The organism is Microbacterium sp. MMO-20, from assembly GCF_037147735.1.
Taxonomy (GTDB): domain Bacteria; phylum Actinomycetota; class Actinomycetes; order Actinomycetales; family Microbacteriaceae; genus Microbacterium.
In genome coordinates this window covers 37829-51359 of record NZ_JBBCUU010000005.1, presented here as the reverse complement: position 1 = coordinate 51359, position 13531 = coordinate 37829, and the positions used below count along the sequence as shown (strand labels likewise).

Sequence of the window (13531 nt, the reverse complement as noted above, 5' to 3'; positions counted from 1 at the left end):
GCAGACCCGTCGGCCGTCCAGGTGCGTCGCTACGCGGCCCGGCTCCCCGCAGAGCTCGCACATCTTGACCGGCGCGGTGTAGCACGCGAGACAGACGAGCGCGGGGCGACGGACGATAATCGTGGCGTTCTGCCCGCATCGCGAGCAGTCGCCGAACGACCGCGGATCGGCTCGCCAGCAGTCCCGGCAGAACCGTTGCCCATCGACGGTGCGCTGCACGGGCTGAACTCGTCCGCATCTGGCACACGCGACCGATCGGGCATTCCGTTCACAGCGCGAGCAGTGGCGACCGCCGGTCTGCGTCTTGTGAGGCATCCGAACGGCACGTCCACAGGAATCGCATGTAGGCAAGACGACCCGCCCGGCACCCTCGTTCACGAGAGCGTGGGCCAGATCCTGCACCGTCACCGGTACGTTCCGGTGTCGCCCTTCGAGGACTCCAGGTTGTTTGAGGAGTGCGAGTTCGAGACGCCGTTGGGTGAGCGGCACGGGTGCGACTTCAGCCACGATCTCAACAAGGCGCTCCACCGGGATCTCCGGCGCGATCGCGTGGACGAGCCCGGCGACCTCAGCAACCCTGGGCTCCTGCGGAGGCTTCGCCACCGCGGCCTACTTCGAGCGCGGGCGACGGATCGTGGCCCGCACGGGCCGCAGATCGCCGATCGCACCCCGCGTCGCCTCTTCACCCACCGCGACCGGGGCCGCAGCCTCCCGGCGGGTGACCTGCACGAGGTCGTCGAGCGAGCACTCCAACGCGTCGCACAGCGCGGCGAGCACGTCGATGCGAACCCGCTGCGGTGCTTGCGTCACCAGTCGGTACACCTGTTCCCGGGACAGGTCGACGCCCCGCTCCTCGAGCAACGGCTTCAGCTTGGAGGTCTGGAAGATCTCGCGCGAGGCCATCACGCTGCGGAGGCTCCATGCGGTCTCGAGCTCAACGGTCATCAACTCTCACCGAGAACCTTCACTACCCGAAGTCCCCCGGCGCCATGTCGGTGAAGCGCGAGAAGTGGCCCTGGAAGGCGACGGTCACGGTGTCGGTCGGACCGTTTCGGTGCTTCGCCACGATGAGGTCGGCCTCGCCGGCGCGAGGGCTGTCCTTCTCGTAGGCCGCCTCGCGGTGCAGCAGGATCACCATGTCGGCATCCTGCTCGATCGAGCCCGACTCGCGCAGGTCGCTGATCACGGGCTTCTTGTCCGCGCGCTGCTCGGGTCCACGGTTCAGCTGCGACAGCGCGATCACCGGCACCTGCAGCTCCTTCGCGAGGAGCTTGAGGGCACGCGAGAATTCCGAGACCTCCTGCTGACGCGACTCGACACGCTTGCCCGAGGTCATCAGCTGGAGATAGTCGATCACGACCATCTGCAGCCCGACGCGCTGCTTGAGCTTGCGGCACTTCGCGCGGATCTCGACGAGCGTCATGTTGGGCGAATCGTCGATGTACAGCGGGGCGTCGTTGATGCGGCCGCGCGTCGACGCGATCGTCGTCCAGTCACGCGAATCGAGCGACCCCTTGCGCATCGACTGCAGCGGCACCGCGCCCTCGGCACTCATGAGGCGCATCGCGATCTCGCTGCGCCCCATCTCGAGTGAGAAGAAGATCGTCGGACGGTTGTGCTTGATCGCCGCGGCTCGCGCGAAGTCGAGCGCGAGCGTCGACTTGCCCATCGCCGGGCGCGCGGCGACGACGATCATCTGACCCGGATGCAGGCCGTTGGTCAGCTGATCGAGTCCGGCGAACCCGGTGGGGATGCCGGTCATCTGGCCGTCGCGGCCGCGGGCGGCCTCGATCTCCTCGATAGCCGCGCCGACGGCGACCTCGAGGGGCACGTAGTCTTCAGCCTGCTCGGCGCCGGTGACGGAGTAGATCTCGGCCTGCGCGTTGTTGACGAGGTCGAGCGCCTCGCCCTGGCCGTTGTACCCCATCTGCACGATGCGCGTACCCGCCTCGACGAGTCGCCGCAGCAGCGCGCGCTCACGCACGATGGACGCGTAATAGGCGGAGTTCGCCGCGGTCGGAACGATCGAGGTCAGCGAGTGCAGGTAGTCCGCGCCGCCCGCGCGCATGAGGTCACCGGTCTTGATCAGCTCGTCCGTGACGGCGACGACGTCGGTGGGTTCGCCGTGCGAATACAGGCTGAGGATCGCCTCGAAGATCAGTTCATGCTTCGGCACGTAGAAGTCGGTGCCGCGGATCGACTCGACGACATCGGCCACGGCATCCGGTGAGAGCAGCATGCCCCCGAGCGTGGATTGTTCAGCGAGCAGATCATGCGGAGGTGTGCGCTCGTTCCCCCGTTCGGGTGCCCCGCCGAGACGCTCGTTCGAGATGTCCGCGATCGACATGCAGCGCCCCTGTCCCCAGCTCGTTCCGGCTCACCTTCCGAGCCTCCAGACACGCTAGAGACGGGTTCCGACACCCGCAAACGCGCCTGTGGATAACTGTGTGGAGAGTGTGCGAGAAACGCCGGGATGCCTGTGTACAGCGCCTGTGGAAACTCAGCGATCTTGCAGCCTTCTGTGGAACGGAAATGGCCTTTGAACCGGCCTTATCTGTTGCACAGCCTGTGGACGGGAATCGTGTCTGAAGTGTGGGTTGAAGGTTGGTCGTCAGCACCCCACCTGGGGACAACCACGGGGATAACTCCGGCTTTGTCAAGTCCGATTCCGCCCGGCGCGTCGCGCGCGCGAAACGCGACGTCACACGTGGGTACGCGCTGTCCTCGTCCGGGATTGTCACAGCGAGCGGGCCTCAAGCGACCTCGCCATCAGCGGCGTACTGACGCGTCGCGTCCAGAACTCGATGAGCGGCCCGGTGAAGAATGCCATCCGACGTGAGCACCTCATCGGTCATACCCGCATTATGGCGGACGGCGTCGATGCGGCGTCTCGTTCGTCGACCGGGGGTCTGGACACCGTTCGATGACGGGAGTATCTTTGCCAGTCCAGGCACTCCAGAGTCGACCGTGACGTCGACATCCGACCATTCGTCGTGGGAGGTGAACGTGGATACACCAAGCGACCTCGTCGCGCGCACAACGCGGCTCGCGCGGCTCCTGGCCATTGCGGCCGGTGTCGTGTTCGCCTGGGTCCTGCTCACGATCGCCCTCAGCGCGGGCAGTGCTCACGCCGCCGACGATGACGATTCTGGAGTGCTCGGCAACACCCTCGGCGCCCTCGCTGGAACGGTCGGATCCGTCACGACGCCCGTGCTGGAGCCCGTGGCGAAGATCGCGGCCCCGGTGACCGATGCCCTGACGCCGGTCACCGACGCCGTCGCTCCGGTTGTCGAAGCGGTCGCCCCCGTGGTGGCGCCGGTGCTCGATCCCGTCATCGAGCCTCTCACCCCGGTTCTGCAGCCGGTGCTCGAACCGGTGGCGACCGTCGTCGCACCCCTCGCTCCCGTGCTCACCCCGGTCACCGAGGTCGTCGAGCCCGTGCTTCCCATCGACAAGCTTCTCCCCGAAATCGGGTCGACAACCACGGCGCCGAAGCCGACTGGCCCCACGGATACCGCGGGAACCGGCGTGCGTGCCGACGGCGGGGCGCTCGTGTCCGCGGCGACCGCGCAGCCGTCGATCCCCGCCGGCGCACGCGTCGTGTGGCAGATGGTGCCCGTGGTCACCGCGGCATCCATCGCCTCCGCGACGACCGCCACGACCGTCGGCGCCGGCGTCAGTACTCTCGCCTCGACGCTCAGTCTCACGTTGCCACTGGGCGGCGCGATCGACGCGACCTCGTTCTTCTCATCTTCGTCCACCTTCGGCTTCGGCGCGGCCGCCGCGCTCGCCTTCGGACTGTTCGCCATGCACCGTGCCTGGGCGTGGCGTCGCGGTCCGGGGGACGAGTCCGTCCCGTCGTCGCCGACCTTCGGCACCGACGTCTCTCCCGACTGACCGGGTCGTGGCCGCTCCTGGAGCGGCACGATGATGCGCGCTCGTGCGCGCACGCCCTACACACCCTGTCAAGGAGAGATCATGAACACCATCGTTTCGCGCGCCCTTTGGGGCACGCTTCTGGCCGGGGGCATTACGCTCCTCGGCGCAACGGTCGCACAGGCGGTCGAAACCACGGGCGACGACGGACTCCTGTCCGGCACGCAAGCCCTCGTCTCGCTCGACGCACCGATCACGATCGGCGCGAACGCCGTGTCGATCCTCGGCGACGCGACGAGCACCGGCGCCGAGACGTCGACGCCGGATGCGACGAGCGCCCCCAGCGGGAGCGCTTCGACATCCGGCCTGGACGGCATCCTGTCCGGCACACAGGCGCTGATCGACGTTGCCGTTCCGGTGACCGTCGGCGGCAACGCCGTGTCGGTGCTCGGCGACGCCGAGAGCACGGATGCCACGACGACGGCGCCCGAGCAGGCGACACCCGCGGCGCCGGCGGCAGAGGCCGAAGCGGCTCCGGCAACCAGCGGCGACGACAGCATCGGCGGCGGCACCCAGGCCATCATCCCGGTCAGCGTTCCCGTCACCATCGGCGGCAACGCGGTCTCCGTCCTCGGCGACGCCGAGACGACGGATGCCACGACGACCGGCGGCAACACGGCTCCGGCTTCCGCGGCCGGCGCCACCACTAGCGGTGACGACAGCATCGGCGGCGGCACCCAGGCCATCATCCCGATCAGTGTTCCCGTCACCATCGGCGGCAACGCGGTCTCCGTCCTCGGCGACGCCGAGACCACGGATGCCACGACGACCGGCGGCTCGCCCTCGGCGGGTATGTCGGGCGGCGCCACCACCAGCGGTGAGGACAGCATCCTCGGCGGCACCCAGCTCATCGCCCCGATCAGCCTGCCGATCACCATCGGCGGCAACGCGGTCGCCATCGTCGGAGACGCGACGACGACGAACGCCACGACGGGAACGCCGGGGACGCCCGGCACTCCCGGGACGCCCGGCACGCCCGGCACCCCGGGGACGCCCGGCACCTCGGGAACGCCTGGCACACCCGACACTCCGGGAACTCCGGGTACCTCCGGAACCTCGGGCACTGCTGCCGTGATGGGTTCAGCGCGCACGCTCGCACAGACGGGTGGCGTCCTGCCCTGGCTGCCGCTCGCCGCGGGCCTGCTCGCGCTCGGCGCGGGGACGCTATTCACCGTGCGGCGCCGCATGACCGCCTGACCAGCCCCGGAAACGGCGGATGCCGCGACACTCCCGAAGGAGCGGTCGCGGCATCCGTCGTGCGCGAATTACTTCGCGGCGACCACCTGCAGGGTGATCACGGCGGTGAGGTCGTCACGCAGACGAATGGTCGCCTCGTGCTCGCCGGTCGCCTTGATCGGTGCGGTGATGTGGATCTTGCGCTTGTCGAGCTCACCCAGGCCCGCCGCCTGCACGGCGTCGGCGACGTCGGCGGGCTTGACGGCGCCGAACAGGCGGCCTTCCTTGCCGGCCTTGACGGTGAGGCGGACCTTGTTCGCCTCGAGGGCGTCCTTGAGCGCCACGGCCTCTTCGTGGTCGTGGATCGCGCGGGCGTCGCGGGCGGCACGGATGGATGCCACCTGCTTCTCGCCACCGCGGCTCCAGGCCACAGCGAAGCCCTGGGGGATGAGGTAGTTGCGGGCGTACCCGTTCTTGACCTCGATGACGTCACCGGCGCTTCCGAGCCCGGCAACCTCGTTCGTGAGAATCAGCTTTGCCATGAGGTGCTCCTTAGCGGCCAGCGCCGGCGTAAGGCAGGAGCGCCATTTCGCGCGCGTTCTTGATCGCCTTGGCGATCAGACGCTGCTCCTGCACCGACACACCGGTGATACGGCGGGCGCGGATCTTGCCGCGCTCCGAGATGAACTTGCGAAGCGTCGCGACATCCTTGTAGTCGATGACGCCGACGCGGATCGCCTTCGCGGGAGCGGCGTTCTTCGCGCCCTTCCGCGGCTTGCGGCGATCGCCGGTAGCCTTTCCAGCCATTGTTTTTCCTTACGAGTGTTGTGAAATCAGAACGGCGTGTCGTCGCCGTAGGAACCGGGAGCGCTCCACGCGTCCGGAGCGGCCGAGCCGGGGGTCGCCCACGGCTCCTCCGCCTGCTGGACCTGCTGCGGGCGCTGCTGGCCACCGCCGCCGCCGAAGTTGCCTCCGCCGGACGCGGCGCGCGTGACCTGAGCCGTGGCATACCGGAGCGAGGGGCCGATCTCGTCGACCTCCAGCTCGATCGCGGTGCGGTTGTTGCCCTCGCGGTCTTGGTAGGAACGCTGCTTCAACCGGCCGGTCGCGATGACGCGGGAACCCTTCGTGAGCGACCCGGCCACGTGCTCGGCGAACTCGCGCCACACGCTCGCGCGGAGGAACAGCGCTTCGCCGTCCTTCCACTCGTTCGCCTGACGATCGAAGTTGCGCGGAGTCGACGCGATCGTGAAGTTCGCGACGGGCAGCCCGTTCTGCGTGTAGCGCAGCTCGGGGTCTGCCGTGAGGTTGCCCACGACGGTGATGACGGTCTCGCCGGCCATCGTCCGTTACGCCTTCGCTGCCTTGCGGGCGGCCTTGGCCTCGGCGCGCTCCTTCTCGGCGGCGACCTGAGCGATCGCCTCCTCGGCACGCAGGACCTTCGTACGCATGATCTGCTCGTTCAGCTTGAGCTGACGGTCGAGCTCCTGCGTGGCCTCGCTCGTGGCGGTGAAGTTGACGACGGCGTAGATGCCCTCGTTCTTCTTCTGGATCTCGTATGCCAGGCGGCGCTTGCCCCAGACGTCGACGTTGTCGATCGAGCCACCATCAGCGGTGATGACCTTCAGGAATCCGTCGAGCTTGGGGGCGACCTGACGCTCGTCGATCTCGGGGTCGAGGATGACCATGAGCTCGTACTGGTGTGAGTGCGTCACTAACCCACCTCCTTCGGACTAGAACGGATGCCGGGCATTTCCCGGCATCAGGAGGGTTGATGCACGTGTCCATCGAAGCGCACGGGAATCGCGCGCAGACGGACGACCACAACAGTCTAGCGGATGCCGCGGACCCGGCCGAATCCCCAGTACGCTCTCGTCGAGACCACCCGCCCCGGAGAGGACGACGGATGCCGGGCACCACCGCACCCGCCCGCACACCCCCGCGCGCCGCCGCCGTGCTGACCGCGCTCGTCCTCACGGCTGCGATCTGCAATCTGACCCTCGCCGGAGCCACGGTCGCGCTCCCTCAGATCGCCACGGACTTCAACGCCTCGCAGACGACGCTGAACCTGATCGCGCTCGGCACGGGCCTCGGAATGGCGATGACGGTGCTCTACGCGGGCGCGATCGCCGACCGCTATGGCCGCGTCCGGGTGCTGTGCATCGGACTCACCGCCCTTCTCGTCACCGGTGCCGCCGCCGCACTCGCGCCGTCTGCGGAGACCCTCATGGCAGCCCGCGTCCTCACCGGGATGGCGGCGGGCATGGCGTTCCCGACGACCCTCGCGCTCATCACCGCCCTCTGGACCGACGGCGCCGCGCGCGGCCGGGCGATCGCGCTTTGGACCGCGATCTGCGCGGGTGCGACAGTGGGCGGATCGATCCTGTCGGGCGCGCTCGTCGACACCGTCGGGTGGCGCATCGCCCTCGGGGCGCCCGTCCCACTCGCGCTCGTGGCTCTCGTTCTCGCCGCGCGGACGGTCCCGCGTGGCGTCGAGGAGTCCAGCGAACCCGTCGATCATCGGGGCGGGGTCGTGTCGGTGGTCGCCGTCGCGGCACTCGTGTTGGGCGTCGAAGTGGTCTTCGCGCCCGGTGAAGCCTCGACCGGCGGTCTGCTGCTCCTGGCCGCCGCGGCGCTGCTCGCCGTCTTCTTCGCCCGTCAACGCGCGGCGGCGTCGCCGCTGCACGACCTGCAGGTCGCCCGCCGGCGACTGTTCTGGGTGCCCGCCGTCGCCGGTGCGCTCGCGTTCGGTGCACTCGAGGGCGCGATGTTCGTCGGGCAGCAGTACCTGCAGAACATCCTGGGCTACGACGCGATGCAGTCAGGCCTCGCGCTGCTGCCCGCCGCCGCGGCCCTGCTCTTGTGCGGCGCCCCGGCGAGCATCCTGGTCTCGAGGGGCGTGCGGCCGAGCATGACCCTCGGCTATGTGCTCCTCGCGGGCGCCTTCGCCGCGATGCTCGCCTGGACCGCGGACACGCCCTCATGGCTCGTCGCTCTCGCTTTCGCTCTCGTCGGCGGCGGCGCATCGTTCGTCATGACCGCGGCATCCCGTTCACTCATGAGCAGTACGCCGGTGCGGCGCGCCGGCATGGCCTCAGCCACGACCGACCTCCAGACCGACCTCGGCGGAGCGATCCTGCAGGCGCTCCTGGGTGCCGTCCTCGCGGGCGGCTTCGCCCGGGTCTTCGGCGACCTCATCAGTTCGTCGCCCGAGGGCACCACGATCGGTGCCGATGTCGCTCGGGCGCTCCGGGCCTCGTACGCTTCGGCCCTGCACGTGGCATCCGACAACCCTGCCTACGCCGACCGGATCATCGAGGCCGCGCGGATCAGCTTCGTCGACGGCGCCTGGGCGGCGTACCTCGTGGGCGGGATCGCGATCGCGCTGGGATTCCTCGTGGTGCTCCTCGGGCTCCCGTCGCCGGCGGAGGAGCGGCGGCTGCGTGAGCGGTACGCCCGCGAGGACGCGCCGGTAGCGTAGCGACATGGATGCCCGCGCGCTGACCGAACCCGTCGACCGCCGCACGGCTCGTGCCTACGTGAAGCAGCTGAAGGCGTCGGGGCGGATGCCTTCGGCATCCCCCGTCGGCCTCATCATCGGCGTCGCCGTGTTCGCGGTGTTCCTGCTGATGTTCGGCACTGTCTTCATCGGGATCATCGGCTCGATCCTGTCGATGCGCGCCGGCGGGTTCGCCGCGGTGGTGCCCGTGCTCGTCTTCGCAGCGCTCGTCGTCGGGGCCGGCTTCGTCATCTGGGGTTTGTTCACCGGTCGGATCGGGTCGGGTCCGCTGCGCGCCTATCGCCTCGACCGTTTCGCGCAGGCCAACGGCATGACGTGGTACCCCGAGGCGAAGGCGCCCGCTCTCCCGGGCATGATCTTCGACGCGGGGCACTCCCGCGTCGCGACCGACATCCTGCGCGGCGACCGTCCGCGGCTCGTCGAGTTCGCGAACTATCGCTACAAGACCGGCTCGGGCAAGAACGAGTCGACGCACACGTGGGGGTATGTCGCAGTCAAGCTCGCGAACCCTCTCCCGCACATCGTGCTGGATGCCACGGGCAACAACGGCTGGTTCGGGTCGAATCTGCCGGAGTCGTTCGACAAGCATCAGCGACTGAGCCTCGAGGGGGACTTCGACCGCTACTTCGCGCTCTACTGCCCGGCGGGCTACGAGCGCGACGCGCTCTACCTCTTCACTCCCGACATCATGGCACGCTTCGTCGACAACGCCGCCGCGCTCGACGTAGAGATCGTCGACGACTGGCTCTTCCTCTACGCCCAGCGCGACCTGTCGACCCTCGACGCGGCGACCTGGGAGTGGCTCTTCTCCGTCGTCCGGTCGCTGCTCGACAAGCTCGCGCAGTGGGAGCGGTGGCGCGACGACCGGCTCATGGATGCCGCGGCGGTACCAGGGGCGGCATCCCTGCCGTTCGCGGCGGCACCGGGGGTTCTCACTCCACCGACAGCGCCGCCCGCAGGGGTGGCCCCCGGCGGGCGGCGCCTCAAATCGCGTTTCTCGGTGTTCGGGCTGATCCTGGTCGTCGGCTTCCTCATGATCTGGGCGTGGAGCTTCCTCGCCCCGCTGATCACCGCCGTTTTCGGCTCGGTCGGCGGACGCTGAGGCCACCAGCAGCGTCGGATCAGTCGCGCCCGGTCTCTCCTGTGCGTCGGCGCGCCGCCTGCGCGTCGGGGTCGGGCACGGGCAGCGACGCGATCAGCTTTCGCGTGTAGGCATCGTGTGGGTCGCCGAGCACCCGCGCCGTCGGGCCCTCCTCCGCGATGCGACCGCGGTGCAGCACGACCACGCGATGCGCGAGGAGGTCGACGACGGCGAGATCGTGCGTGATGAAGAGGGTGGCGAATCCGAACCGCTCCTGCAGTTCACCGAAGAGCTCGAGCACCCGCGCCTGCACCGAGACATCGAGCGCACTGGTCGGCTCGTCGGCGATCAGCAGCTTCGGGTCGAGGGCGAGCGCCCGGGCGAGCGACGCGCGCTGACGCTGACCTCCGGACAGCTCGTGCGGGTAACGGTCGCCGAACGCCTTCGGCAGCTGCACGGCCTCGAGCAGCTCGTCGACTTTGTCGCGAGCGGATGCCGCGTCGCGCGCGTCCCCGTGCACGATGAGCGGTTCGGCGACGCACTCCGCGATCGTGAGGAGCGGATTGAAGCTCGTTGCCGGATCCTGGAAGACGAACCCGAGATCCTTCCGGCGCTTTCGGAACTCACGCTCGCGCACTCCGTTCATCTCGGTGCCGAGCACGCGCAGTGATCCGCCGGCGACGGGGGTGAGCCCCGCGATCGCCCGGCCGATCGTCGTCTTGCCCGATCCTGACTCGCCGACGAGTCCGAGCACCTCGCCCGGGCGGATCGCGAAGTCGATCTCGTGCACGGCGCGGAACGTCGGGCTGCCCAGGCGCCCCGGGTATTCGATCACGAGACCCTTCGCCTCGACGACCGGCGTCGCTGCGGCGTCCGCCGACGCGGGCAGCGGCCGATCGACGAGCTGGACTCGTGGCACAGCAGCGAGCAGCGTGCGGGTGTACTCGTGTCGGGGCGCCGCGAAGATCTCGCGGACCGGGCCCGTCTCGACCAATTCGCCGTTCAGCATCACGGCGACGCGATCGGCGAGATCCGCGACGACGCCCATGTTGTGCGTGATGAGGAGGATCGCCGTGCCGGTCTCGTCGCGCAGGCGTCGCAGCAGCTCGAGGATCTCGGCCTGCACCGTGACATCCAGAGCCGTCGTCGGCTCGTCGGCGAGGATCACGGCGGGATTCAAGGCGAGCGCCATCGCGATGACGATGCGCTGCTTCTGCCCGCCGGAGAACTGGTGCGGGTAGTCGTTCACGCGGCGCTCGGGGTCGGGGATGCCGACGCGTCCGAGCATCTCGATCGCCTTCGCCTTGGCCTGCGCCTTCGTGTACTCGCCGTGCGCCCGGAGGCCCTCGGCGAGCTGCCACCCGACCGTGAAGACCGGGTTCAGAGCCGTCGAGGGCTCCTGGAAGATCATCGCGGCCTTCGTGCCGCGCACCTCGCGCAGCTTCTCACCGGAGAGACCCACGACCTCCGTGCCGGCGAGGATCACCGCACCGCGCGCGGTCGCGGTCTCGGGAAGGAGACCCAGGATCGACCGCGCGGTCACGGTCTTGCCGCTGCCGGACTCGCCGACGATCGCGAGCACCTCGCCCGGGCGCACATCCAGCGACACGTCGCGCACGGCGTGCACGTCGCCGCCGTCGGTCGAGAAAGTGATGTCGAGGTTCTGAATCTCGACGGCGATCTGATCGTTCGGGCTCATCACGGCACCTCTCCGAGGAACTCCTGCGCGGTCGGCTCCTTCGCGGCGACCGCGTCGGCCGGAGTCTGCGACGCCGCCCGCTTGCCGCCCGACCGGCGGCGGGCGCGCAGGCGGGGGTCGGCGAGGTCGTTGAGGCTCTCGCCGATGAGGGTGATGCCGAGGATCGTCAGCACGATCGCGACGCCCGGCGGGATCGCCGTCCACCAGATGCCCGCCGCGACGTCCGAGATCGATTTGTTGAGGTCGTAGCCCCACTCTGCCGCTGCGGTCGGCTGGATGCCGAACCCGAGGAACCCGAGCGCGGCCAGCGTCGAGATCGCCTCGGACGCATTCAGCGTCACGATGAGCGGCAGCGTCCGCGTCGAATTACGCAGCACGTGTCGGAACATGACCCGCGGGGTGGAGGCGCCGATGACCTTCGCCGACTCGACGAACGCCTCGCTCTTCACGCGCACGACCTCCGCGCGCACGACGCGGAAGTACTGCGGAATGAAGACCACGGTGATGGATGCCGCGGCCGCGATGATCCCCGACCGCAGGTCGGACTGGCCGCCCGAGATCGCGATCGCGACGACGATCGCCAGCAGCAGCGTCGGAAAAGCGTAGATGGCGTCGGCCACGACGACGAGCACCCGGTCGACCCAGCCGCCGAGATACCCGGAGAGAAGACCGAGGAGGATGCCGATGAACACCGACATCGCGATCGCGACGACCACGACCATGAGGGCCGTCTGCGCACCCCAGATGACGCGGGACAGCACGTCGTAGCCGCCGACCGTCGTGCCGAGGAGGTGCTGCGGGCTCGGCGGCTGCTGTGCGCCGAAGTTCACGCCGTCGGCATCCGTCAGCTGGCTGTAGCTGTACGGGGCGATCCAGGGCGCGAGGAGAGCGAGGAGGACGAACACGCCCGTGAGCACGAGTCCGGCGACGAGCATGCCGCGCTGGAGTCCGACGCTCTGGCGCAGCTGGTGGACGACCGGGAGGCGGTCGATCAGGCGACGGCGCGCCATCTCAGTACCTCACTCTCGGGTCGATGAACGCGGCGATGATATCCACGAGGAAGTTGGTCACGGCGACGATGATCGCGATCATCGCGACGATGCCCTGCACCGCCACGAAGTCGCGCGCGGAGAGGTAGGCGGCCAGCTGGAAGCCGAGCCCCTTCCACTCGAACGTCGTCTCGGTGAGGACGGCGCCGCCGAGCATGAGCGCGATCTGCAGGCCGATGACGGTGATGATCGGGATGAGCGCGGGCTTGTACGCGTGCGTGCGCACGAGCCGACTCTCGCGCACCCCGCGCGAGCGCGCGGCGTCGATGTACGGCATGTTGTACGTGCCGATGACGTTGGTGCGCACGAGCCGCAGGAAGATGCCGGCCGTGAGGAGACCCAGGGTGAGAGCCGGCAGGATCGCGTGCGAGAGGACGTCCCAGATGTAGTTCGGGTTGCCGCTCGCGATCGCGTCGATGAGGTAGATGCCGGTGCCGCCGTCGCGGCCGAGCGCGATCTCGGTGCGGACGTTCGCGCGTCCCGAGACGGGCAGCCAGCCGAGCCACACCGAGAAGACGAGCTTCGCGACGAGACCCGCGAAGAAGACGGGCGTCGCGTAGAAGAGGATCGCCGAGACGCGCAGCACGGCATCCGGCCAGCGGTCGCGCATCGCGGCGGCGACCATGCCGAGCGGGATGCCGACGATGAAGGCGACGACGAGGGAGTAGAGCACGAGCTCGAGCGTCGCGAGACCGTACGTCGCGAGCACGTGCACGACAGGCTGCTTGTCGGTGATCGTCGTGCCGAAGTCGAACGTGAAGATCTGACCCAGGTACTCGACGTACTGGATGAAGATGTTGCGGTCGTAGCCCGCCTCGTGGATGCGCTCGGCCAGCTGGTCGGCCGGGAGGCGACCGCCGAGGGCGGCGGTGATCGGGTCGCCCGTCATGCGGATGAGGAAGAACACGAGCGTCACCAGGATCAGGACGGTCGGGAAGATGAGCAGGAACCGGATCAGGATGTACCGAGCGAGAGGGCTCCCGCCGGATCCGCGGCGTCGCGGGACCTCAAGGGCGGGCGGCGGCTCGGTGACCGCAGCGTCGATGGTCATGGATGTCTACCTTACGGAA

At 69.0% G+C, this 13531-nt stretch carries 13 protein-coding genes; 4 read left to right on the top strand and 9 right to left on the bottom strand.

The annotated features are described in order from the left end of the window. Positions 1–609: 609 nt before the first annotated feature. Both WFI52_RS08350 and dnaB read right to left on the bottom strand, forming a co-directional pair. A complete protein-coding gene (locus WFI52_RS08350) occupies positions 610–945 on the bottom strand; it encodes a helix-turn-helix domain-containing protein (protein ID WP_336626846.1) in 336 nt (111 codons plus the stop codon). Positions 946–967: 22 nt separating this feature from the next. Further along, positions 968–2347 carry a replicative DNA helicase gene (dnaB, locus tag WFI52_RS08345; protein WP_336626847.1) on the bottom strand — a complete coding sequence of 460 codons (1380 nt, stop codon included), beginning with the start codon at positions 2345–2347 and terminating at the stop codon, positions 968–970. Between the two features lie 620 nt (positions 2348–2967). On the opposite strand from dnaB, the gene WFI52_RS08340 reads away from it, so the two are divergent. Together WFI52_RS08340 and WFI52_RS08335 are read left to right on the top strand one after the other, a co-directional pair. Beyond that, positions 2968–3897, top strand: a complete 930-nt coding sequence (locus WFI52_RS08340) for a hypothetical protein (protein ID WP_336626848.1) — start codon at positions 2968–2970, stop codon at positions 3895–3897. A gap of 81 nt (positions 3898–3978) precedes the next feature. Continuing rightward, positions 3979–5133 carry a hypothetical protein gene (locus WFI52_RS08335; RefSeq protein ID WP_336626849.1) on the top strand — a complete coding sequence of 385 codons (1155 nt, stop codon included), beginning with the start codon at positions 3979–3981 and terminating at the stop codon, positions 5131–5133. 68 nt (positions 5134–5201) lie between these two features. Here the strand turns inward: WFI52_RS08335 and rplI are convergent, their stop codons facing one another. The 4 genes from rplI to rpsF are packed head-to-tail and all read right to left on the bottom strand — an operon-like array spanning position 5202 to position 6800. Next, positions 5202–5654 carry a 50S ribosomal protein L9 gene (rplI, locus tag WFI52_RS08330; protein ID WP_336626850.1) on the bottom strand — a complete coding sequence of 151 codons (453 nt, stop codon included), beginning with the start codon at positions 5652–5654 and terminating at the stop codon, positions 5202–5204. Positions 5655–5664: 10 nt separating this feature from the next. After that, positions 5665–5919, bottom strand: a complete 255-nt coding sequence (gene rpsR, locus WFI52_RS08325; protein ID WP_005054609.1) for a 30S ribosomal protein S18 — start codon at positions 5917–5919, stop codon at positions 5665–5667. A gap of 26 nt (positions 5920–5945) precedes the next feature. Then, positions 5946–6455: a single-stranded DNA-binding protein gene (locus WFI52_RS08320; protein ID WP_292860534.1), complete on the bottom strand. Its 510-nt coding sequence runs from the start codon at positions 6453–6455 to the stop codon at positions 5946–5948. A gap of 6 nt (positions 6456–6461) precedes the next feature. Further along, entirely contained in the window at positions 6462–6800 is a 339-nt protein-coding gene (gene rpsF / locus WFI52_RS08315) for a 30S ribosomal protein S6 (RefSeq protein WP_292860625.1), read from the bottom strand. Positions 6801–7018: 218 nt separating this feature from the next. On the opposite strand from rpsF, the gene WFI52_RS08310 reads away from it, so the two are divergent. Both WFI52_RS08310 and WFI52_RS08305 read left to right on the top strand, forming a co-directional pair. Beyond that, positions 7019–8593, top strand: a complete 1575-nt coding sequence (locus WFI52_RS08310) for an MFS transporter (RefSeq protein ID WP_336626851.1) — start codon at positions 7019–7021, stop codon at positions 8591–8593. Between the two features lie 4 nt (positions 8594–8597). After that, a complete protein-coding gene (locus WFI52_RS08305) occupies positions 8598–9734 on the top strand; it encodes a hypothetical protein (RefSeq protein ID WP_336626852.1) in 1137 nt (378 codons plus the stop codon). Positions 9735–9753: 19 nt separating this feature from the next. Here WFI52_RS08305 and WFI52_RS08300 read toward each other — a convergent pair whose 3' ends face one another. From WFI52_RS08300 to WFI52_RS08290, 3 genes are read right to left on the bottom strand one after another with little or no spacing between them, the layout of a single operon-like run. Further along, on the bottom strand, positions 9754–11412 hold the full coding sequence (locus tag WFI52_RS08300; RefSeq protein ID WP_336626853.1) for an ABC transporter ATP-binding protein: 1659 nt from the start codon (positions 11410–11412) through the stop codon (positions 9754–9756). Further along, on the bottom strand, positions 11412–12422 hold the full coding sequence (locus WFI52_RS08295) for an ABC transporter permease (protein ID WP_336626854.1): 1011 nt from the start codon (positions 12420–12422) through the stop codon (positions 11412–11414). Before WFI52_RS08295 ends, WFI52_RS08300 begins: the two co-directional genes overlap by 1 nt. Position 12423: 1 nt before the next feature. Then, the gene (locus WFI52_RS08290) at positions 12424–13512 is read right to left on the bottom strand and encodes an ABC transporter permease (protein WP_336626855.1); all 1089 of its coding nucleotides are present in this window, start codon (positions 13510–13512) and stop codon (positions 12424–12426) included. Between the last annotated feature and the right edge of the window lie 19 nt (positions 13513–13531).

Bases quoted from the DNA above. Each gene is read 5' to 3' on its own strand.
- WFI52_RS08290 (WP_336626855.1), bottom strand. From the start codon at position 13,512: ATGACCATCGACGCTGCGGTCACCGAGCCGCCGCCCGCCCTTGAGGTC.
- rpsF (WP_292860625.1), bottom strand. From the start codon at position 6,800: ATGGTCATCCTCGACCCCGAGATCGACGAGCGTCAGGTCGCCCCCAAG.
- WFI52_RS08310 (WP_336626851.1), top strand. From the start codon at position 7,019: ATGCCGGGCACCACCGCACCCGCCCGCACACCCCCGCGCGCCGCCGCC.
- rpsR (WP_005054609.1), bottom strand. From the start codon at position 5,919: ATGGCTGGAAAGGCTACCGGCGATCGCCGCAAGCCGCGGAAGGGCGCG.
- WFI52_RS08350 (WP_336626846.1), bottom strand. From the start codon at position 945: ATGACCGTTGAGCTCGAGACCGCATGGAGCCTCCGCAGCGTGATGGCC.
- dnaB (WP_336626847.1), bottom strand. From the start codon at position 2,347: ATGTCGATCGCGGACATCTCGAACGAGCGTCTCGGCGGGGCACCCGAA.
- WFI52_RS08320 (WP_292860534.1), bottom strand. From the start codon at position 6,455: ATGGCCGGCGAGACCGTCATCACCGTCGTGGGCAACCTCACGGCAGAC.
- WFI52_RS08335 (WP_336626849.1), top strand. From the start codon at position 3,979: ATGAACACCATCGTTTCGCGCGCCCTTTGGGGCACGCTTCTGGCCGGG.
- WFI52_RS08305 (WP_336626852.1), top strand. From the start codon at position 8,598: ATGGATGCCCGCGCGCTGACCGAACCCGTCGACCGCCGCACGGCTCGT.
- WFI52_RS08295 (WP_336626854.1), bottom strand. From the start codon at position 12,422: ATGGCGCGCCGTCGCCTGATCGACCGCCTCCCGGTCGTCCACCAGCTG.
- WFI52_RS08300 (WP_336626853.1), bottom strand. From the start codon at position 11,412: ATGAGCCCGAACGATCAGATCGCCGTCGAGATTCAGAACCTCGACATC.
- rplI (WP_336626850.1), bottom strand. From the start codon at position 5,654: ATGGCAAAGCTGATTCTCACGAACGAGGTTGCCGGGCTCGGAAGCGCC.